This window comes from Enterococcus sp. 9D6_DIV0238, from assembly GCF_002174455.2.
GTDB lineage: Bacteria > Bacillota > Bacilli > Lactobacillales > Enterococcaceae > Enterococcus_L > Enterococcus_L dunnyi.
Genome location: NZ_CP147246.1, coordinates 264,611 through 287,229 on the forward strand (window position 1 = coordinate 264,611; position 22,619 = coordinate 287,229).

The 22,619-nt window shown below is 38.1% G+C and carries 15 protein-coding genes and 1 pseudogene; 11 read left to right on the forward strand and 5 right to left on the reverse strand.

The window, feature by feature from the left end; translation table 11 throughout:
- Positions 1–86 precede the first annotated feature (86 nt).
- The 10 genes and pseudogenes from cysK to A5889_RS01305 form a co-directional block, all read left to right on the forward strand.
- Complete coding sequence (gene cysK, locus A5889_RS01260; RefSeq protein WP_087640070.1) at positions 87–1,016, forward strand: cysteine synthase A; 930 nt, start codon at positions 87–89, stop codon at positions 1,014–1,016.
- A gap of 190 nt (positions 1,017–1,206) precedes the next feature.
- Complete coding sequence (perR, locus tag A5889_RS01265) at positions 1,207–1,644, forward strand: peroxide-responsive transcriptional repressor PerR (protein ID WP_087640071.1); 438 nt, start codon at positions 1,207–1,209, stop codon at positions 1,642–1,644.
- Between the two features lie 8 nt (positions 1,645–1,652).
- Positions 1,653–2,033, forward strand: coding sequence for a RidA family protein (locus A5889_RS01270; protein WP_087640072.1), 381 nt, complete (start codon positions 1,653–1,655; stop codon positions 2,031–2,033).
- Between the two features lie 253 nt (positions 2,034–2,286).
- The gene (locus A5889_RS01275) at positions 2,287–3,642 is read left to right on the forward strand and encodes an NADH oxidase (RefSeq protein WP_087640073.1); all 1,356 of its coding nucleotides are present in this window, start codon (positions 2,287–2,289) and stop codon (positions 3,640–3,642) included.
- Between the two features lie 143 nt (positions 3,643–3,785).
- Positions 3,786–4,415 (forward strand): YczE/YyaS/YitT family protein, encoded by a 630-nt coding sequence (locus A5889_RS01280; protein ID WP_087640074.1) that lies wholly within the window; start codon positions 3,786–3,788, stop codon positions 4,413–4,415.
- 433 nt (positions 4,416–4,848) lie between these two features.
- Positions 4,849–11,553, forward strand: coding sequence for an Ig-like domain-containing protein (locus A5889_RS01285; RefSeq protein ID WP_339087823.1), 6,705 nt, complete (start codon positions 4,849–4,851; stop codon positions 11,551–11,553).
- A 226-nt stretch (positions 11,554–11,779) separates the two neighbouring features.
- Positions 11,780–12,715, forward strand: coding sequence for a homoserine O-acetyltransferase MetA (metA, locus tag A5889_RS01290; RefSeq protein ID WP_087640075.1), 936 nt, complete (start codon positions 11,780–11,782; stop codon positions 12,713–12,715).
- A 204-nt stretch (positions 12,716–12,919) separates the two neighbouring features.
- The gene (locus tag A5889_RS01295; RefSeq protein WP_087640076.1) at positions 12,920–14,263 is read left to right on the forward strand and encodes an FAD-dependent oxidoreductase; all 1,344 of its coding nucleotides are present in this window, start codon (positions 12,920–12,922) and stop codon (positions 14,261–14,263) included.
- 250 nt (positions 14,264–14,513) lie between these two features.
- On the forward strand, positions 14,514–14,636 hold the full coding sequence (locus A5889_RS01300) for a hypothetical protein (protein ID WP_254909548.1): 123 nt from the start codon (positions 14,514–14,516) through the stop codon (positions 14,634–14,636).
- Positions 14,617–14,928 (forward strand): annotated as a pseudogene (locus A5889_RS01305) (CorA family divalent cation transporter); the annotation flags it as partial. The gene A5889_RS01300 and the pseudogene A5889_RS01305, both read left to right, overlap by 20 nt.
- A 250-nt stretch (positions 14,929–15,178) precedes the next feature.
- Here the strand turns inward: A5889_RS01305 and cls are convergent.
- Positions 15,179–16,639: a cardiolipin synthase gene (cls, locus tag A5889_RS01310; RefSeq protein ID WP_087640077.1), complete on the reverse strand. Its 1,461-nt coding sequence runs from the start codon at positions 16,637–16,639 to the stop codon at positions 15,179–15,181.
- A gap of 205 nt (positions 16,640–16,844) precedes the next feature.
- Between cls and A5889_RS01315 the strand changes: the two genes are divergently transcribed.
- Positions 16,845–17,384 carry a DUF2179 domain-containing protein gene (locus A5889_RS01315; protein WP_087640078.1) on the forward strand — a complete coding sequence of 180 codons (540 nt, stop codon included), beginning with the start codon at positions 16,845–16,847 and terminating at the stop codon, positions 17,382–17,384.
- 84 nt (positions 17,385–17,468) lie between these two features.
- Here the strand turns inward: A5889_RS01315 and A5889_RS01320 are convergent, their stop codons facing one another.
- The 4 genes from A5889_RS01320 to pflB form a co-directional block, all read right to left on the reverse strand.
- Positions 17,469–18,386: a DUF1803 domain-containing protein gene (locus A5889_RS01320; RefSeq protein ID WP_087640079.1), complete on the reverse strand. Its 918-nt coding sequence runs from the start codon at positions 18,384–18,386 to the stop codon at positions 17,469–17,471.
- A 91-nt stretch (positions 18,387–18,477) separates the two neighbouring features.
- Entirely contained in the window at positions 18,478–19,404 is a 927-nt protein-coding gene (locus A5889_RS01325; protein WP_087640080.1) for a manganese-dependent inorganic pyrophosphatase, read from the reverse strand.
- A 96-nt stretch (positions 19,405–19,500) separates the two neighbouring features.
- Positions 19,501–20,265: a pyruvate formate-lyase-activating protein gene (pflA, locus tag A5889_RS01330; RefSeq protein WP_087640081.1), complete on the reverse strand. Its 765-nt coding sequence runs from the start codon at positions 20,263–20,265 to the stop codon at positions 19,501–19,503.
- A gap of 66 nt (positions 20,266–20,331) precedes the next feature.
- Complete coding sequence (gene pflB, locus A5889_RS01335) at positions 20,332–22,578, reverse strand: formate C-acetyltransferase (RefSeq protein ID WP_087640082.1); 2,247 nt, start codon at positions 22,576–22,578, stop codon at positions 20,332–20,334.
- Positions 22,579–22,619: the final 41 nt, after the last annotated feature.

Below are 22,619 nucleotides of genomic sequence, written 5' to 3' on the forward strand. Positions count from 1 at the left end.
AATACTTGCAAAATGATAGCCATACGAAAAAATATGAGCTATTATAAAATTACCAAGTCTCATAATAGAAAATGGAGGAATAGCTAATGACTCAAATTTTTCATTCAGTTACAGAATTAATCGGAAAGACACCCATTGTCAAGTTAGGGAAAATTGTTCCTGAAGATGCCGCAGATGTATTTGTGAAACTGGAATTCTTTAATCCTGGTGGAAGTGTCAAAGATCGAGTTGCACTTAGTATGATCGAAGCGGCTGAAAAAGATGGTCATTTAAAAAAAGGGGATACGATCGTAGAACCAACAAGCGGCAATACAGGTATCGGCTTATCGATGGTCGGTGCAGCTAAAGGGTATAAAGTGGTCATTGTCATGCCTGACACAATGAGTATTGAGCGTAGAAAGTTGATGCAGGCTTATGGTGCACAGCTATTATTGACTCCAGGATCAGAAGGGATGAAAGGCGCTATTGCTAAAGCTTCTGAGTTAGCAGAGCAAGACGGTTACTTCATGCCAATGCAATTTGAAAATCCAGCAAATGCACAAACTCATGAAAAGACGACTGGAAAGGAAATTCAGGATGCTTTTGGTCCTTCTGGGTTAGATGCTTTTGTGGCAGGCGTTGGTACCGGTGGGACAATCACTGGTGTTGGAAAAGAATTGAAACGTGTGTACCCAACGATCTCCATTATTGCAGTAGAACCTTCAGAATCTCCTGTTTTAGAAGGCGGTAGTCCATCTCCTCACAAAATTCAAGGGATCGGTGCAGGCTTTGTACCGAAAATATTAGACACAGAAATTTATGAACAAATCGCTGCTGTTCCAAGTGAAACGGCTATGGAAACAGCACGCCAGTTAGCCGCTCAAGAAGGTCTATTAGTTGGGATCTCTGCTGGTGCAGCAGTTTACGCTGCGATTGAAAAAGCAAAAGAATTAGGCAAAGGGAAAAAAGTCTTGACTGTTGTTCCAGATAATGGCGAACGTTATCTATCAACAGCACTATACAATTTTCCTGAATGATTGATCATTTAAAAGAATGAACACGCAAAACGGGATGCGTCTATATATTTTGTCAAAAAGCAAGTATTATTTCTTTTTTATGTGGAAAATTGAAATAAAAGCGGGATTTTCCCGCTTTATTGCTCAATTATTCTTGTCAAGTCAGATTAGAAATAGTATTATTTAAGAAAGAAGACTGGAGGGGAACAAAATGGACAATGTATTGGTTAAAAATGCACTTGAAGAGCTAAAAGAAGCCAATATCCGTATCACTCCTCAAAGATATGCGATTTTAGAATATCTAATTGAGAATCATAGTCATCCGACAGCTGACGAAATTTACCGTGCTTTGGAAGATCGCTTTCCGAATATGAGCGTGGCAACCGTATATAATAATTTACGATTATTCACAGATATTGGATTCGTTCAAGAGATGAACTATGGAGATGCATCCAGCCGTTTTGATTTTAGTTCTAAAAAACACTACCATGCGATTTGTCAAAACTGCGGCAAGATCGTTGACTTTCATTATCCAGGATTGGAAGATGTAGAGATGGCTGCTAGTAAACTAACGGGCTTTGAAATCAATGAACACAGATTAGAGTTATATGGTTTGTGTCCAGAATGCCAAGCCGCTGAAAAGAAATGAGTGAAAAAATGAGATCGATACATACTGAAAAAGCACCCAAAGCGATAGGTCCTTATGTTCAAGGAAATATTATCAATGGATTATTGTTTGCTTCCGGTCAGGTTCCTTTAGATCCTGAAACAGGAGAGGTCGTGGGAGCAACGATAGAAGAACAAACAAAGCAAGTATTGAAAAATATCTCAGCAATTTTAGAAGAAGCAGGTAGCGATTTTGATCATGTTGTTAAGACGACTTGCTTTTTAAAGGACATGAATGATTTTGTGCGGTTCAATGAAGTCTATGCTTCAGCGTTTTCGGGAAAATTACCTGCTCGTTCTGCAGTTGAGGTAGCCCGCTTGCCAAAAGATGTTCTTGTAGAGATAGAAATTATTGCAGCTGTTAATCAATAGCATAGCGTTTTCACAAGTTGAGGAATGAAATATCCTCAACTTTTTTTGTTGTTAAATCAACGATTATGAGATCGTCTATTTAGATTATGCTGTGAAAATGATTAAATGAACAATAGTTTGTGAAAAAATATGTTTGTGATTCACAAGCAAAGAACTCGAAAGTCGCTCCTTGCTTTGTTATATTTTAAGCAGACCAGTGTAGAATACAACTTATATTGGTGAAAAATTTAACTTGAAAGAAGGGATTTACAAAATGAAAGTCGTAGTCGTAGGATGTACGCATGCAGGAACAGCTGCAGTCAAAAGTATTTTAACAAATCACCCAAATGCGGAGGTAACCGTTTATGAACGAAATGATAATGTATCATTTTTATCATGCGGTATCGCTCTATATGTTGGCGGGGTAGTGAAGGAGGCTGATAGCTTATTTTATTCAAGTCCTGAAGAACTAGCGTCACTAGGTGCTACAGTTAAAATGGAACATGAAGTCGAAACCATCGATGTTGATCATAAAACAGTTACAGCGAAAGATTTAACAACTGGTAATGTTGAAACAGTTTTATATGATAAATTAGTAATGACTACAGGTTCTTGGCCGATCGTGCCTCCAATCAAGGGCATTGAAGCGGAAAATATTTTATTGTGTAAAAACTTTAATCAGGCGAATGTTATTATCGAACGTGCCAAAGATGCGAAAAAGGTTGTTGTAGTAGGCGGCGGTTATATCGGTATCGAATTGGTTGAGGCTTTTGTAGAGTCTGGTAAGGAAGTCACTCTAATCGATGGTTTGGATCGTATTCTAAATAAATACTTGGACAAGCCTTTCACTGATGTATTAGAAAAAGAACTTGTTGATCGTGGTGTGACTCTAGCGCTTGGAGAAAATGTTCAAGAATTTAAAGCTGATGCGGCTGGTCATGTGAATAAAGTAATTACTCCTAGTCAAGAATTTGATGCTGATATGGTAATTATGTGCGTAGGTTTCAGCCCTAATACAACGCTGTTGAAAGATAAAGTTGACATGTTGCCTAATGGAGCAATTGTTGTAGATAAGTTTATGCGCTCAAGTAATCCTGATATCCTTGCTGCAGGGGATAGTGCAGTTGTACACTATAACCCAAGCAGTTCGACAAATTACATTCCTTTAGCAACGAACGCTGTTCGCCAAGGGATGCTCGTTGGGTATAACCTAGTTGAGCAAAAATTAGCTTATCGTGGTACTCAGGGAACTTCTGGTTTATATTTATTCGGTTGGAAAATAGGTTCAACTGGGGTCACTTTAGAAAGTGCGAAAATGAACAATTTAGAAGTAGATGCAACTTTATTCGAAGATAATTATCGCCCAGAATTTATGCCAACGACTGAAAATGTTATGATGGAATTAGTATATGAAAAAGGAACAAATCGAATTGTTGGTGGACAATTGATGTCTAAATATGATATTACACAATCTGCCAATACATTGTCATTAGCAGTTCAAAATGAAATGACTGTTGAAGATCTTGCTTTATCTGATTTCTTCTTCCAGCCGCATTTCGATCGTCCTTGGAACTATTTAAACCTATTAGCACAAGCAGCGTTAAAAGATATTGCTGAAAATCAAAAATAGTATCAAGTTTTAGAGTGCGGGGCAAAACTAAATTTTGGTTTTGCTCCGAGCTCATTTTTTTGACTTTTTTGAGTTTGTTTTTTTGCTTTTTTTTAATTAGTTTGAGATGCTTTATCTATATAAGAATGGGGAGATCGAATAGAATGAAAAATATAAAAGAAATTAGCATACGAACTGCTTACGCTTTCTTAGGAGTGGCTATTTTGGCATTCGGTGCAGCGACCTTACGTGTTGGTAAGGTGGGATTGGATCCCTATACAGCTGCAAATATCGGGATCGGTAAGAGTTTAGGTCTTTCTTTAGGTGTTTACCAATTGATTGTGAATTGTATCATTTTAGTGCTAGTATTTCTATTTGGAAGAAAATACATTGGAATCGGTACGGTTGTCAATATGGTTCTTACAGGTTTTTTTATTGATTTCTATACATGGGTTTATGAAACATTTATTCCGTTTGAGATCACACGTTTCATACAGGTGTTGTTACTATTGATCGGGGTGATAGTTTTTACTTTCGGTGCATCATTATATATGTCTGCTGAATTAGGAAATGCTCCTTATGATGCGATTGCGCCGATCATCGTAGATAGAACACATGGTTCATACAAAATCGTTCGAATTTCGCAAGATGTCTTTTTTGTCTTGTTAGCCTTTATATTCAGCGGACCTGTTGGAATCGGTACAGTTATCAATGCATTCTTGACTGGCCCGCTGATCGATTTTTGGAATAAGAAAGTCAGCTTGCCACTGATCAAGAAAAGTACGAAAGTTTAATATTTATCGTTTGAAAATCAAAAAAATGAGTCATCGTAGTTGTTATTTTTATAAAAAGAAAAATGTAAGCGGATACCCAGAAGCTCGAAAGAATCAACATATTAATTGAATAATATGTTGATTCTTTTTTTTATTATTTTTATTAAATATAGATTAGTTTAATTATAGCCAATTAACATTGATTTAAAGGCTTTTTTAAGATTGTTCCATTCTTGTTTTCTACTTATTTTTTTATCTTTATTAAAAAAACGTTGGTTTTCAGTACATATTATTTCCAAAAATATTATAAAGGTTATAAAATCCTTTGGTAGAAGCTTAAATAAATTTTTATGTTGCTCACAATTTATGAAGGGAGAGTGTCTTACGGGTTTTGGAAAGCTTCTATCTGTTTGTTTTGTGTTATTAAGTCTTATAAGTAAAGAGGAGGACAATCATGAAAAATGATCAGCAAAAAAAGAAAAGCACTACAAAGTCAAAAAAACAAAATAAGTACCGTGCATTATCTTTAGTGATGACGAGTAGTTTAATCATTGCTCCGTTGACTGTTCCATTATCATTTTATCTGCCAGGAGGAATTACTGCTTCAGCAGCGGTTTTAGATGCCGAAATCTTATCTAATATTTCTAGTTCAAACAACAGTGGAACAAGTGCGGCTAATCCTTGGACAGCCGATGGTTCTTCCCAAAATGTTGATTTTTCCATTTCTGGTGGTGAGCTAGTTGGTGGTTCAGTTATCACAAACGGAACAAAGCAAGCAGTTTTAGCTATACCAAATGAATTACAAGGGCGTGTATCTCCTAACGGAGCAGCACAAATAGATACAAACGTTACAATAACCGTTGGGGATTTAACATTTTTGACAGGAACTTTAAATGCCGTTAATCAATTGACTAATTTATTAACGGACATTACCGATGGGACCTTGGGAAGTCTAACAGGTGTTACACTTGATTTAACGACAGTCAATCAAAAAATCGATGCGTTGAATAATCTTGAAAACTTTGGAAGTGCTTCATTCACTAGTAATGCAGTACTCTCACCAGATGGTTCTTATATTCACGCTAATATTGATGACGGATTAGGATTAGTCTTAGCACAAAATGTTTCATCTTTGCTGCAAGACTTAAAAGCAGCAGTCGATGCTTTAAATGCGACTGGTAGTGGCATTGCAAGTAATGTTGTTGCAGCTGGTATCAATGCGGCATTACTTCCAGTGAAAGGAACGGTTGACACAGCGATCAATGCTGCTCTACCTCTTATTGCAATTGGCGGTTCAGGAGTTAATGAATTAGCTGATGCATCTGTTTTAGGTGGAACAACCATCAATATTCCAACAACGGTGCTTAGCCCACAAAACTTAACACAAGATTTAGACGCTAAATTTGTTGGAACAGTTATCAAAGCAGATGCTATCGATGTTTCTTTGATAAAAACGGCGAATGGTGTATCTGATATTTATTATGCTGGAACAGCAGCAGCTGTTGCCCCTCCAGTTGTTACAAATACAACTGGAACATCTGCAACTGGGTATACAGTGACAGGTACAGCAACAGCAGGAAATTCAATCGCCATCAGAAATGCAGGAGGAACAACGATCGGGACAGGACTTGTTGATGGAAGTGGTAATTTCACTGTTACGATTCCACAAGGAGCTGCAACTGCGAATGAATCGTTGAATGCGATCGCTATTGATGGAACGGATGAAAGTACACCAACCGCCTTTACAACACCAGCAGATGCAGTAGTAGTTGCTCCGCCGGTAGTTACAAGTACAACCGGAACTTCGTTGACTGGTTATACAGTCAAAGGGACAGCAACAGCTGGGAATACAGTGGATATTCGTAACGGAAGTGGCAATACTATCGCTTCAGGAGTCGCAGATGCAAATGGTGATTTCACGATTACACTCCCTTCAGGGCAAGCAACTGCAGATGAATCATTGACTGCTGTAGCGAAAGATGGAACGAATGAAAGTACACCAACTTCGTTCAAAACTCCGCTAGATGTCGCTTTAGTCGTTCCGCCAGTAGTTACAAGTACAACTGGAACATCTGCAACAGGGTATACCGTTAAAGGTACAGCAACGGCAGGAAATACAGTGGATATTCGTAATATTGGTGGCACAACTATCGGTACAACAACAGCAGATAGTAACGGTGACTTCACGATCACAATCCCTCAAGGTGAAGCTTCCGCAAACGAAGCATTAACAGCTGTAGCAAAGGATGGCGCAAATGAAAGCTTACCAACGCCGTTTACAACACCGGCTGATGCAGTAGTAGTTGCACCGCCAGTGGTTACAAGTACTACAGGAACATCTGCAACAGGTTACACCGTTAAAGGTACAGCAACGGCAGGAAATACAGTGGATATTCGTAATATTGGCGGTACAACGATCGGTTCAGCAACTGTAGATGCTAACGGCGACTTCACCATTACTATCGCACAAGGCGATGCAACAGCTCTTGAACCATTGACTGCTGTAGCGAAAGATGGAACGAATGAAAGCTTACCAACAGCCTTTACGACACCAGCAGATACAGTAGTAGTTGCCCCACCAGTGGTTACAAGTACAACAGGTAATTCAACGCTTGGCTATACAGTTAAGGGAACTGCTACTGCAGGTGATACAGTTGATATCCGAAATCTTGGCGGCACAACGATCGGTACAGCAACTGCAGATGGGAATGGTGATTTTACTGTTACGATCCCTCAAGGACAAGCAATGGCTCTTGAGCCGCTGACTGCAGTAGCCAAAAATGGTGCAAACGAAAGTTTACCAGTATCGTTTATCACACCAGCGGATCAAATTGTGGTTGTTGCACCTCCAGTTGTGACGGATACAACAGGGACTGCTGCAACTGGCTATACGGTCAAAGGAACTGCCGAAGCAGGTGCAACCATTGAAATCCACAATATTGGTGGAACAACAATCGGTTCAGGTATTGCTGATGGAAATGGTGATTTCACCGTTACGATCCCTCAAGGACAAGCCACTGCAAATGAAGCTTTAACTGCAGTAGCTATAGTGGGAACTGACGAAAGTTTACCGACAGCATTTGTGACACCAGCAGATCCAGTCGAAGTTACAGCACCAACTGTTGATAGTGTAACAGGAACATCAACAACAGGTTATGCGATCAAGGGAACTGCAACACCTGGTGATTTTATCGATGTCAAGAATACGGGTGGTACGGTAATTGGGACAGCGCTCGTTGATTTGAATGGTGATTACACAGTGGTGATCCCAGTTGGCGCAGCAACACCAAATGAACAATTGTCAGCAGTTGCAAGAGACCTCTTAGGTAATCAAAGCTCACCAACACCATTTACAACACCAGCAGATCCAGTCGAAGTTACAGCACCAACTGTTGATACGGTAACAGGAACCTCTTCTACTGGTTATACTGTAACAGGAACTGCAACACCAGGTAATACAGTAGAAATCAAGAATATTGGTGGCACAGTTGTTGGTTCAACGATCGCTGACGGTAGCGGCAACTATACAGTCTTGATTCCAGTTGGATTAGCAGGAGCAAATCAACAGCTTTCAGCAGTAGCGAAAGATTTAGATGGCAACCAAAGTTCTGCAACACTATTCACAACACCGGCAGATCCAGTTTTCGTTGCGGCACCAACTATTGATACAGTAACCGGAACATCGTCTACTGGTTATACAGTGACAGGAACTGCAACTCCTAGCAATACAGTAGAGATCAAAAATACAGGTGGCACAGTGATCGGTACAGCAATCACTGATTTAAACGGGAATTATACGGTAGTCATCCCGGTTGGTCTGGCAACACCAAATCAACAACTTTCAGCAATTGCCAAAGATTTGTTAGGCAATCAAAGTACTGCAACACCGTTTATCACACCAGCAGATCCAGTTTCAGTTACGGCACCAACTGTTGATACAGTATCTGGGACATCTGCAACTGGTTATACAGTGACAGGAACTGCAACTCCTGGTAATACTATCGAAATCAAGAATACTGGCGGCACAGTCATCGGTACCACTATCGTAGACGGCAGTGGCAATTACACAGTTGTGATTCCAACAGGACAAGCAACGCCAAATCAACAATTAACAGCTGTAGCAAAAGATTTAGATGGCAACCAAAGCCCAGCAACACCATTTACTACCCCAGCAGATCCAGTCGTTGTCACAGCGCCAACAGTAGATAATGTAACAGGAACCTCTACAACTGGATATACAGTGACAGGTAAAGCAACAGTCGGAAATACTGTTGAAATCAGAAATACTGGTGGTACAGTCATTGGGTCAACAATTGCTGATTTAAATGGCGATTACACAATTGATCTTCCAATTGGTTCTGCCGCTCCAAGTCAACAATTGGCAGCTGTAGCAAAAGATTTATTAGGAAATCAAAGTACAGCAACACCATTCACTACTCCGGCAGATCCAGTTGTTATTACAGCGCCAACAGTAGATAGCGTAACAGGAACTTCTTCTACTGGTTATACTGTAACTGGTACAGCACCAGCAGATAGTACAGTAGAAGTGAGAAATACAGGCGGCACAGTCATCGGTTCTGCAACGGCAGATGCAAATGGTGATTACACTATTACAATCCCAACAGGGGCTGCATCAGCAAGTGAACAATTAACGGCAACTGCAAAAGATGCAGATGGTAATACAAGTCCAGCAACACCATTCACTACTCCGGCAGATCCAGTTGTTATTACAGCGCCAACAGTAGATAGCGTAACAGGAACTTCTTCTACTGGTTATACTGTAACTGGTACAGCACCAGCAGATAGTACAGTAGAAGTGAGAAATACAGGCGGCACAGTCATCGGTTCTGCAACGGCAGATGCAAATGGTGATTACACTATTACAATCCCAACAGGGGCTGCATCAGCAAGTGAACAATTAACGGCAACTGCAAAAGATGCAGATGGTAATACAAGTCCAGCAACACCATTCACTACTCCGGCAGATCCAGTTGTTATTACAGCGCCAACAGTAGATAGCGTAACAGGAACTTCTTCTACTGGTTATACTGTAACTGGTACAGCACCAGCAGATAGTACAGTAGAAGTGAGAAATACAGGCGGCACAGTCATCGGTTCTGCAACGGCAGATGCAAATGGTGATTACACTATTACAATCCCAACAGGGGCTGCATCAGCAAGTGAACAATTAACAGCAACTGCGAAAGATGCAGATGGTAATACAAGTCCAGCAACACCATTCACTACTCCAGCAGATCCAGTTGAAGTTACAGCACCAACTGTTGACAGTGTCACAGGAACTTCATCTACTGGTTATACAGTGACAGGTACGACAACACCAGGGAACACTGTAGAAGTGAAGAATACGGGAGGCCTGGTGATCGGTTCTGGTTTGGCAGACGGCAGTGGAAATTACACAGTCACTCTTCCAACAGGCTCTGCAGTACCAAATGAACAATTAACTGCAGTAGCAAAAGATGGCAGTGGTAATCAAAGCCCAGCAACACCGTTTACTACTCCAGCAGATCCAGTTGAAGTTGCAGCGCCAACTGTTGATAGTGTCACAGGAGATTCATCTACTGGTTACACTGTCACAGGTACAGCACCAGCTGGCAGCACTGTAGAAATTACAAACGCAGGTGGCACAGTGATCGGTTCAGCTACAGCTGATGAGAATGGTAACTACACAGTAACGATTCCAGCTGGTTCAGCAACACCGAACGAACAACTGACTGCAACAGCAAAAGATGAAGACGGCAATTCAAGTCCAGGTACTACATTTACTACTCCAGCAGATCCTGTAGCCGTTGCAGCACCAACCGTAGATAGTGTCACAGGAACTTCATCTACCGGCTATACAGTGACAGGTACAGCACCAGCTGGCAGTACTGTAGAAATCAAAAATAGTGGTGGTACAGTGATCGGTTCAGCTACAGCTGATGAAAACGGCGATTACACGGTAACAATTCCAGCTGGTTCTGCTACACCAAATGAACAATTGACTGCAACTGCGAAAGATGCAGATGGTAACACAAGCCCAGGTACTACATTTACGACACCAGCAGATCCTGTAAATGTCCTTGCACCAAGCGTTGATACAGTAACAGGAAGCTCAACTTCGGGCTATACAGTGACTGGTAAGGCAACAGCAGGAAATACAGTTGAAATTCGCAATACGAATGGAACTGTGTTGGGAACAGACGTAGCAGATTCCAACGGAGACTACACAATTGTACTTCCAGTAGGTGCTGCATCTGCTAGAGAACAATTGAGTGCTGTAGCGAAAGATGGAGCTGGCAATACAAGTTCGGCTACACCATTTACAACGCCGGCAGATCCTAAAATAAATATCGCTCCGCCGATTATCTTAGACGTTGAAGGAACTTCACTTACTGGATATACTGTTTTCGGTAAAACGACATTTGGTAATAAAGTTGAAATCTACAATGCAGACGGTGACCTATTAGGACAAGCAGTAGCTGATGGAGAACTTCCAACAGATACAAATAGAGCAGCTGCAGAGGGAAGCTTCACGATCACTATTCCAATGGGAATGGCTTCTCCAAATGAACAGTTGACTTCAATTGCAAAAGATAACGCAAATAACGAAAGTGTTCCTACATTATTTGAATTACCTGCAGATCCTGGCGCAACTGTTTCTGCACCAATTGTAAATAATGTTACCGGAACATCAACAACTGGTTATACAGTAACTGGAACAGCTGACCCTGGCAACACTGTCAATTTATATAGTGATGAAGGTATGTTGGTAGGTGCCGGCCAAGTTGATGAAAACGGAAATTACACAATCGCTATCCCTAAAGGTATGGTATCACCTAGAGAAACAGATACGGCCGTTGCTTTTGATGAAGATGGTAATCAAAGTTTGCCAACTGAATTCTTAATCCCAGTCGATCCTGGATCAGGAAATGGTAACGGGAATGGTAATAACAACAACGGCAACGGAAATGGAAATGGTACCGGCAATAACGGGTTGAACAATAATGGTTCTGGCTTGAAGACTCTAAGCTCTAGCTCTAGAAAAGACCTCCCTAACAATGGTGAGATCGTAAACAACTGGGGCTTAGTAGGCGCATTATTATTAGGCGCACTAGGAATCTTTGGTCTTAACCGTAGAAACAAAAAAGAAGAAGAATAAATAAAAGATCATTTTATACTTCCATAAGTTACATGAGATGAAGAAATACTCTTCATCTCATGTTTTTTCTATTTAGTATGCAAAAACTGTATGGCGTTCATATAGGTGACTAGAGAGAATCAGCCATTATTTTTTTAAAAGACGGCGTTTAGCAATAAGTAGCTTCCTTTATAGCTGTTTATAGCGTAGAATAGATTTACATAATAAGAAAGGGAGGAATATGTGCATGCCGATTCGAGTGCCAAAAGAACTGCCAGCAATTAAAGTTTTAGAGAAAGAGAATATTTTTGTAATGGACGAAGATCGCGCCATGCATCAGGATATTCGTCCGTTACAACTTCTTATTTTAAATTTAATGCCGAAAAAAGATGAAACTGAAGTTCAATTATTACGTTTGTTGAGCAATACACCTTTACAGATCAATGTTGATTTTTTGCACATGAGTAGTCATATAGCGAAAAATACTTCTAAAGATCATTTAAAACGATTTTATCATCGATTTGATGAAGTTAAAGAAAATTATTACGATGGATTGATCATTACCGGAGCTCCTGTGGAACAGTTACCTTTTGAAGAGGTTGATTACTGGTCAGAGTTGTCGGATATTTTTAAATGGAGTAAAACCCATGTTTTTTCAACGTTTCATATCTGTTGGGGAGCGCAAGCAGGTCTGTATTATCATCATAATATTAACAAACATCAATTAAATAGAAAATTATCTGGAATCTATCTACACGATGTGCTCGATTCAACTTGGAGTATTATGAAAGGTTTCGATGATGTTTTTTTTGCTCCTCATTCTCGTTATACAACTATTCAAAAAAAGGACATAGAAGCGACGGTTGAGCTGGAAATTTTGGCTGAATCACAAGAAGCTGGTATTTTTTTAGTAGGTAATAAAAACAACCGAGCTTTCTATGCAATGGGGCATTTGGAATATGATAGAGAAACTCTAGAACAAGAATTTAAAAGAGACTTAGAGAAGGGGATCGGCCCAAATATTCCTGATCATTATTTTCCTAACGATGATCAAGGAAAAACGCCTCAATTGCGTTGGCACATGGCTGCGTCGTTGCTTTTTTCTAATTGGCTAAACTATGCAGTATATCAAAATACACCTTATGATTTATCAACTTTATCCAAAGAACAAGCGCAAGAGTAAGAGATTGAATAGCAACTGATTCAGGGGAGATCTCTGCATCGGTTGCTATTTTTAGTTACAATAAAATTATTATGTTCATTTAGTTAGCTGCATATTCTCATTTAATTACACTTAATTGAGAATATATATATAAATGACTTGTTTTATAAGCTGTTTATATGATACTATTTATTATATAATAAATAGTATTGGAGGAATAGAAGTATGAAAGTTATCGTTTTAGGTTCATCCCACGGAGGTTATGAAGCAGTAGAGGAGTTGTTGATTTCTCATCCGGATGCAGAAATTCAATGGTACGAAAAAGGGGATTTCATTTCTTTTCTCTCTTGCGGAATGCAGCTTTATCTAGAAGGTAAAGTTAAAGATGTAAATTCAGTTCGTTATATGACAGCAGAAGGTATGGAAAGTAGAGGAGTCAACGTATTTTCAAATACAGAAATCACTGCGATCAAACCTGAAGATCACTATGTTACTGTGAAAGATTTAGTAACTGGAGCTGAGCGTACTGAGCAATATGATAAGCTTATTATCAGTCCTGGAGCTGTCCCATTTGAATTAAATCTTCCTGGAAAGGACTTAGATAATATTTATTTGATGCGCGGCAGAAAATGGGCAATCAAATTAAAACAAAAAACCGTAGATTCAGAAGTAAATAATGTGGTAGTGATCGGTAGTGGCTATATCGGAATCGAAGCAGCAGAATCATTTGCAAAAGCTGGCAAAAATGTTACTGTCATCGATATTTTGGATCGACCACTAGGCGTTTATCTCGATAAAGAATTTACAGATGTATTGACTGAAGAGATGGAAGCAAATAATATAAAAGTAGTAACAAACGAAACAGTTCAAAGCTATAAAGGCGCTGGGCATGTTCAAAAAGTTGTCACAGATAAGGGTGAATATGACGCTGATCTAGTTGTTGTAGCTGTTGGTGTTCGCCCAAATACAGAATGGCTGAAGGATACCCTTGAACTTCATCCTAATGGATTGATCAAGACGGACGAATACATGCAGACAAGTGCGCCGGATGTATTTGCTGTCGGTGACGCAACCTTGATCAAATACAATCCTGGACAAACAGAGGTAAATATTGCATTAGCTACGAATGCTAGAAAACAAGGTCGCTTTGCAGTGAAAAACTTAGAGGCTCCTGTAAAACCATTCCCAGGAATTCAAGGTTCATCAGGACTAGCCGTATTTGACTATAAATTTGCTTCAACTGGTATCAATGAAGAGATGGCCAAAAAACTAAATAAACAAACGAAATCAGCACTAGTGGTTGAAGATTATTTAATGGACTTTAATCCGGATAAACAAAAAGCGTGGTTCAAATTAGTTTATGATCCAGAAACAACACAAGTTTTAGGTGCGCAATTGATGTCTAAAGCCGATTTAACAGCAAATATCAATGCCATTTCCTTAGCAATTAAAGCGAAAATGACGATCGAAGATTTAGCTTATGCAGATTTCTTCTTCCAACCTTCATTTGATAAACCTTGGAATATTATTAATACAGCAGCCTTAGAAGCAATGAAAAACGAAAGATAGCATCAATATTAGTATAAAAAAACTGGAGCTTAACTTTACTTTCAAAAGTTTTGTTTCAGTTTTTTTTACTATACATTTATTACCTGAACTTAGTTGTTTTAAAAGAATAATTTCATTATAATTAAGAGGTTCGAACAAAAAGTCTTTTTGAACTTTCCAGAATACTCCTCTTATTTTGAAAAGACTTTTTCTGAAAAGTCAGAAAATATAGAAGGGGATTCATATTTCACAAAGGTAAGGAGTGAAAAAATTGATTACTAAAACTGCCTTGAGTCATAAAGGGGATTATTGGATCAATATTGCAACTGATGACAAAGAAACACTAACAAAATTTTATCAAGAATATAAAATTAGAGAAAGAGGAATTAGATGACGTGTTGATTGAGGCGAAGCAACTTGTTGAAATGACACAACTGTCTTCACAAATTCTACAACAATTATCTGGAACGTATAATAATGTACTGAACAATAATTTGAACGATACAATGAAGATTTTAACTGTATTATCGATATTATTGACCATTCCTACAATTATTTCTGGTTTTTTTGGGATGAATATGCCTTTGCCTTTAGAGCATAATATTTTTGGATGGTTGATCACGATCTTGATCAGCGTCGTGTTATGGTTTGGTTTGTCATTGGTTTTACGAAGACTGATGAAGTAATTATAAAAATACGAATATTAATCAATAACAACTAGCTAGCATCGATTAAAGCTCCAGTTCAAAAGTAGTTTTATGTCATCTTAGTGATGTTATTGAAAGGTAACGATAATTGTTCAATCAAAACTACTTTGTATAATGTATATTATGTTAACTAGAATAAAATAAAAAATTATCACTCAAGACCCTATACTCCAGTCTAAAAAAATAGAAAAGCAAATAGATTTAGATATCTACTTACTTTTCAGTTTAACTACAGGATTGGTGATAATAATCTTGAGAAATTTTGCTTAAATCGTAACCAATGGGACTGTTTTTTGATCATCTCATCAGTCAGTAAAAGACTTTGCTCTATGTCTTCTTTGAATATTTGAGTGAGCTTCCAAGAAAACTTAGTATCATAAATAAATGTGCTTACTTCAAAATTCAATGCATAGCTTCTGATATCTTGATTTGTGGTGCCGACCATACAGATTTCATTGTCGATGATCATTGTTTTTGCATGTAAAAAACCGTTTTGATACAGATAAATTTTTATGCCGCGTTTATGAAGATAGTTTGCATAGTACTGAGTTGCGCGATAAATAAACGGATGATCTGGCATACATGGAATCATGATACGTACATCGATTCCAGATCGAACAGCAATCAGCAGCGCATTGATCATGCTGTCATCTGGTATTAAATACGGTGTTTGGATCCAAACCGATTTTTCGGCCGCTAAAATCATTTTTATAAAACCGCTTTTTAGAATTTCTTCTTCTGAATCAGGTCCATCAGAAACGATTTGCAATGATAAATCTTCTAATTGATCATCAGCAGAAAATTGGAAATACTTATCTAAATAGTCCATTTTCTTTGTTTTATCTGCAACAGACGCGTTCCAATCCATGATAAAAATCTCCTGAAGAGAAAAGACTGAAGAACCGACAATTCGAATATGTGTATCTCGCCAGTAACCAAATTTTTTACTTTCACCCAAGTACTGATCACCGACATTAAATCCGCCAGTCCAGCCTATCCTCCCATCGATCACAACGATCTTGCGGTGCAAATGATAGTTTAGTCGAGTTTTACTGATCATATTTTTTGAAGTGATAAAAGGTGCGACATTTCCGCCAGCAGCAACAAATGAAGCAAAGAATTTTTTATCAGCACCAGGTGAGCCCCATGGGTCATAGATTAAATAGACCTCTATCCCCTCTTTTACTTTTTCCTCCAATAGATCAAGAAATTTATTACCGATCTTATCGTTGAAAAAAGAATAATATTCGACATGAACAGTTTCTTTTGCTTTACGGATATCATCAAATAAGGCCTCGAATTTTTCCTTACCGTCCGTATAAAGCTGTATACTGTTACGCTTGCTTAAAGGAGATGAATCCATATTTCTGAAATAGCGATTCAGTACACGTGCATCTGTCAATAAATTGATATTTAATCCGCTATCAGCTTTTAAATTATCTTTATCGACAATTTTTTTGATTTCTGCTATTTTTTCGTTATCATAGTCAGTTAATTGAAATACTTTTTGCCCATCGATCCCTCTACCGCAAAAAAGATAGATAATAAAGCCGATTCCTGGTAAAAAAATCAAGGTCATGATCCAGGCCAAAACACTGGAAATACTTCGCGGCTTTCTAAATACGGTAATAAGTGCTGCTGTTGTATTTAATAACAATAAACCCACAAGTATGAGGATAAAAATTCTCATTTAATTTCATTTCTCCCTTATACACATAATACATTGATTATAGCAAAAACTATCCCCTGCTCCAACACAAAACACTCTAATCTTTCATAATCAATTTTGAATAAAATAGAGCATAAGTTTTTTTCTTTAATTTTGTTCAACCTATTTAATTTCAGTGAATAGTGTACTATAATATGCAGATATCTTTAATTGAAAAGAGGAATTAATTGGAATGGATGTCAAGATGCTTGCAACTATCTTTTTTGTGAATTTTTCGTATATTACCTTGAACACTATCCGCTTTATGCTGACCATGAAAGGCTATCGTTTGATTGCACCATTAGTCAGCATGGCCGAGATCACGATTTACGTTTTAGGCTTAAGTATGGTATTGAATCGTTTAGATGAGCCCATCAATTTAATCGTGTACGCTTTAGGGTATGCAGTCGGAATCAGCGTTGGAATCAAAATCGAAGATTACTTAGCTTTAGGCTATATCATGGTTACAGCGATCTTGCCTTCTTCTACAGAACAACTGAATTTACCGGAGATATTAAGAGAAAATGGATATGGTGTGACCCAAAGCTTTGGTGCCGGTCGTGAAGGTGAACGAATGATTCTTGAAATTCTTTCTCCTCGCAAAAATGAACGTAGTTTGTATAAACTGATCAATGAAAAAGAACCTAGAGCATTTATCATTTCTTATGAACCTAAGTTTATTTCAGGTGGTTTCTGGACTAAAAAAGTGCGTAAACGAAATAGTTAAGTAAAAGAGCAGGATCTATTCTACTTTAGATGCTGCTCTTTAGTTAATCAATTTCAAAGTTTACATAATATTTTTATAGGTAACTTAATGTTTTAAGTAGTGTAAAAAGTCTATCTCAGGAAAATAATAATGAAACAAGTAAGAATATAATTGTTTCTTATAGAATATGCGTTCATTATCGTCTTTGATATTTTCCCAAAGTGGCGGTAAGATTTTTTTGAGTTCGTCTAGTTCGTCTGCTGTCGCTAAACTACCATTTTCTAAGATGGGTGAAGTCAAAGAAAAAGTGGCATCAGCTCTTTCTTGCAAGTCATTTGTGATTACAAAAGTCTCCTGAAAAATATTTCTCTTCATTTGTTTGGACTTTGACCTGATACTAGAACGTATCACTTTTAGTGCTTGAGTGATGAAATAATCAATATCAACATCTCCGATCAATTGCTCTATTGGCTTGAATGTATCTGGTAAAGCCGTTCTTTTAGAGAGTAGAGAAAAATAGTCGGCTAGAGAAAGCGGAAACGTATCTTCCAGATGAAGAGAAACAAATTTCAGCTTCTCATTCCCCTCTTCTATTTTTTTCACAAAAGTAGTCGAAGAATCCTCCGTTTGTACACCAAAAAAATAGTCCGTATTGTCATCAAAGAATACCGACCATAAAACTTCGCCAAAAAACTGGTCTTGGTTGCTGGATTTTTTCATTAAATCATCTAAGAATAATTGGGTAGAAGCTGGTATCTCTAGGCGATTTTGCTGAGAAAAAATCGGTATGGATAAATAATAGCGTCGATTTACTCTTTGGATGATCCCCTGACTGATCATTTGTTCTAAATAGAGTTCTAAATTTTCTGTTGTTGGAATAGCCGCTTTTAACTGTCGTAAAATAAGTTCTTGTTGCTGATTCCGTATCAAATGCAGCATGATTTCTTCAAATAATGGTGTGGAAATCAACTTGTTCAGCTGTGCGGTGTTTTCTCTTTTATAATAGTAGGTTACCTTTTCCAAAGCTCGACCACGCTTTCTTTTTATAATAAGAAAAAGCTTAGAAAATAACCCGAAGAGTTATATCCCAAGCTCTTTCATTGATATGTCCAGATTAACTAAATACTTCTGTTAATTGAGGAACTACTTGTTTTTTACGCGAAACGACACCATTTAAAAATGCACGATTGTTATCCAAGGTTACATTGAAAGCTGATTCTACTTTATCTAGTGACTCTCCGATCACTAGTAATTCAGAGTCACTATTCAAAATATCTGTGATGATCAGAACGAATAAATCATATCCATTCATCGCATTTTCATTTTTCATAGCTGCTTCCAGCTCTTCTTGGCGGTCTAAAACTTCATTCAGGTCAACGGTATTAACTTGAGCGATTCGGACGTTTTTAGAGCCCATTGGGAAGCTTTTAGCATCTAAATCCAGTAATACTTCAGCTGATTTGTCACTTAGATTCGTTCCGGCTTTTAACATATCTAGTCCGTAGCCGTTCAAGTTTATTTCTGCGATATCTGCTAGTTCGTGAGCGGCATCGATATCTTCTTGAGTACAGGTTGGTGACTTAAATAATAAAGTGTCAGAGATGATCGCTGATACCATCATTCCTGCGATTTGTTTTGGTACAACAATGTTATTTTCTTTAAACAACTTCAAAACAATCGTACTTGTACAGCCAACAGGTTCTGCACGATAATACAATGGATCAGCTGTCTCGAAGTTTGCGATACGATGATGGTCAACAACAGCTAAGATCGTTACATCTGCAATATCTGAAACGCTTTGCTGAAATTCATTATGATCGACTAACATCACTTGATTCGGTTCTCCAGCTGCATTCTCGATTACCCGAGGTGCATCTACGTTAAAATAATCTAAAGCATATTGTGTTTCTTCACTTGGTGCACCTAAAGCTACAGCTTCAGTATCTTTTCCAAGTTCTTTTTGTAAATAGGCAAAACTGATCGCTGCACCGATTGCATCAGTATCAGGATTTTGGTGTCCAAAAACAAGAATTTTTGACATTATAAGGGTTCACTCCTTCTTTTTTCTTCATTATTAATAATAACAAAAAATAGAAAAGAAACAACAATATTTGCTGCACTTTTCTATTTTTAATACTTATCTAGTTGCATATCCTTGATAATCTGCAACATGTAATATTTTTTTTGCGTTAGTCACACGCTCTTCTGTTGGTGGATCGATTCCTTTTAATGGATAGTCTAACCCTAATTCGTCCCATTTATATTTACCCATTACGTGATAAGGTAAAACTTCTACTTTATCGACATTTTTAAGGGTTTTGATAAATGAATCTAGGCGAATCAAATACTCATCATAGTCACTACGCTCTGGAACTAATACGTGTCTGATCCAAACTGGTTTTCCAATTTCAGAAAGATACTGAGCCATTTCTAAAATATTTTCATTTCCTAAAGAAGTCAATAATTTGTGTTGTTCATTATCGATATGTTTGATATCGAATAATAACAGATCAGTATAGTTCATTAATTCTTGAAATTGGCTGAAAAATGGTTCTTCTCTTGTGAAAGGTTTCCCACAAGTGTCGATCGTTGTATGTATGCCTTTGTCTTTTGCTTTTTTAAATAAGTCTGTGAGAAATTCCAGCTGTAGTAATGGTTCGCCACCACTGACAGTTATTCCTCCCTTTTCGCCCCAATATGAACGATACTTGATAGCTTCTTCTAATACTTCATCCGTTGTAACTTCGCGGCCGCCTGAACCTATTTTCCATGTATCAGGATTATGGCAAAATTGACAACGCATGCGGCACCCTTGCGTAAACACGATGAAGCGGACACCAGGTCCATCAACCGTTCCAAAATTTTCTGTAGAGTGGATTCTACCAATTACAGGTGTCGTCATTTCGATTCCTCATTTCTTTTTTAGAAAAAAGGGATGACACGAGGTCACCCCTTCAATTGTATGTTCTTACAGTCTATCGTGTGAAGTTCTAGAAATAACGTCTGCTTGTTGCTCAGGAGTTAAGTCACGGAATTTCACGGCATATCCAGATACACGGATCGTTAAGTTTGGATATTTTTCTGGATGTGCTTGTGCATCTAAAAGCAATTCATTTGTGAATACGTTAACGTTCAAGTGGTAACCACCTTTATCGAAGTAGCCATCCATTACGTTACGTAGATTTTCGATTCTTGTTTCATCATCTTTACCTAAACCGTTAGGATTGATCGTTTGTGTATTAGAGATACCATCTAATGCACTTGTGTACTCAAGTCTAGCAGTTGAGTTAAGTGAAGCTAAAAGACCATTTTTCTCACCTAAGAATTTGCCATCTTGATAACTTGGGTTAGCACCTGGTGCCAATGGTTTACCTGCACGACGTCCATCTGGTAAGTTACCAGTTGCTTTACCGTAAACTACATTAGAAGTGATTGTCAATAATGAAGTTGTTGGTCTAGCGTTACGGTACGTATGTTGACGTCTGATTTGAGTCATGAAGTACTCAAGGATCCAGTTAGCCATTGCATCTGCTTCTTCATTGTCGTTACCATAAGTTGGGAACTCATTTTGAGGAACATAATCAACCGCTAATCCGTCTTCATCACGAATAACTTTTACATTACCATGTTTGATAGCCATTACTGAGTCAGCAGCATGTGAAATACCTGCGATACCAGTTGCAAATGTACGTTGTAAGTTACTTTCCATGAAGGCTAATTGTGCTGCTTCATATGAGTATTTATCATGCATGTAGTGGATAACATTCAATGTATTTACATACAATTCAGCTAACCAATCCATGATGTCTTTGTAACGATCGATAAATTCGTTGTAGTCTAAAGTATCACCAGTCATTGGGCGGAATTTAGGAGCTACTTGCATTTTTGTTTTTTCGTCTACACCACCATTGATCGCGTAAAGCACAGCTTTAGCTAAGTTGGCACGAGCACCGAAGAATTGCATATCTTTACCCATAACTGTTGCAGATACACAACATGCGATCGCACAGTCATCTGATCCCCAGTTAGCACGTAATAGATCATCATTTTCGAATTGGATCGAAGAACTTTGTTTTGCGATTTTAGATGCAAATGTTCTGAATCCTACTGGTAAATGAGATGAATACAATACAGTTAAGTTTGGTTCTGGTGATGGTCCCATGTTTGTTAAAGTATGCAGGATACGGAAATCATTTTTAGTTACTAATGAACGTCCATCCAAGCCCATACCAGCGATCGATAATGTCGCCCAGATTGGGTAACCAGAGAATAATTGGTTGTATTCTGGTGTACGAGCGAATTTAACCATACGTAGTTTCATGATCAAGTGATCGATCATTTCTTGCGCTTCAAATTCAGTGATCAATCCAGCTTCTAAATCACGTTGGATATAGATATCTAAGAATGCAGAAATACGTCCGATAGACATTGCTGCTCCATTTTGTGATTTGATTGCACCTAGGTAACCAAAGTATAACCATTGGATTGCTTCTTTAGCATTTGCTGCTGGTTTAGAAATATCAAAACCATAAGTTGAAGCCATTTCTTTAAGATCTGCCATTGCTCTGATTTGTTCAGAGATTTCTTCTCTTAAACGGATAACATCGTCAGTCATCACTTTGTTTCCTGTGTTGCTTAAGTCTTTTTTCTTCTCAGCGATCAAGAAATCCATACCGTATAAAGCAATACGACGGTAATCACCGATGATACGTCCACGTCCGTATGCATCTGGAAGACCTGTGATGATTTTGTTTTTACGAGCTGATCTCATTTCTGGTGTATAAGCATCGAAAACACCTTGGTTGTGTGTTTTTCTCCACTCAGTAAAGATTTTAGACATTTCAGCGTCTACTTCGTAACCGTTTGAAGTTAAAGAGTTATTCGCCATGTTGATACCGCCAAATGGCATGAATGCTTGTTTCAAAGGTACGTCAGTTTGTAGACCTACGATTGTTTCTTCTTCTTTGATCAAATACCCAGGTTCATGAGAAGTGATTGTTGCAGGAATATTATTGTCCATGTCGTACACACCATTTTGTTCATGCTGTACTTCAAATAATTCCTGTAATTTTGTCCATAATTTGTCTGTGCTTGGTGCGATCGGTTCTAGGAAAGAGTCATCACCTGTATACTCAGTATAGTTTCTTTGAATGAAATCACGTGTATCTACTGATGTTTTCCACTTGTCGCCTTTAAAGCCTTTCCATTGCTCCATTGATGGGCCTCCTTAGTATGCTGTTGATTACTGTAACAGCT

Coding starts and splice junctions, on each gene's coding strand:
- cysK (WP_087640070.1), top strand. CDS start 87: ATGACTCAAATTTTTCATTCAGTTACAGAATTAATCGGAAAGACACCC.
- A5889_RS01285 (WP_339087823.1), top strand. CDS start 4,849: ATGAAAAATGATCAGCAAAAAAAGAAAAGCACTACAAAGTCAAAAAAA.
- metA (WP_087640075.1), top strand. CDS start 11,780: ATGCCGATTCGAGTGCCAAAAGAACTGCCAGCAATTAAAGTTTTAGAG.
- A5889_RS01295 (WP_087640076.1), top strand. CDS start 12,920: ATGAAAGTTATCGTTTTAGGTTCATCCCACGGAGGTTATGAAGCAGTA.
- A5889_RS01270 (WP_087640072.1), top strand. CDS start 1,653: ATGAGATCGATACATACTGAAAAAGCACCCAAAGCGATAGGTCCTTAT.
- cls (WP_087640077.1), bottom strand. CDS start 16,639: ATGAGAATTTTTATCCTCATACTTGTGGGTTTATTGTTATTAAATACA.
- pflB (WP_087640082.1), bottom strand. CDS start 22,578: ATGGAGCAATGGAAAGGCTTTAAAGGCGACAAGTGGAAAACATCAGTA.
- A5889_RS01275 (WP_087640073.1), top strand. CDS start 2,287: ATGAAAGTCGTAGTCGTAGGATGTACGCATGCAGGAACAGCTGCAGTC.
- A5889_RS01325 (WP_087640080.1), bottom strand. CDS start 19,404: ATGTCAAAAATTCTTGTTTTTGGACACCAAAATCCTGATACTGATGCA.
- A5889_RS01280 (WP_087640074.1), top strand. CDS start 3,786: ATGAAAAATATAAAAGAAATTAGCATACGAACTGCTTACGCTTTCTTA.
- pflA (WP_087640081.1), bottom strand. CDS start 20,265: ATGACGACACCTGTAATTGGTAGAATCCACTCTACAGAAAATTTTGGA.
- perR (WP_087640071.1), top strand. CDS start 1,207: ATGGACAATGTATTGGTTAAAAATGCACTTGAAGAGCTAAAAGAAGCC.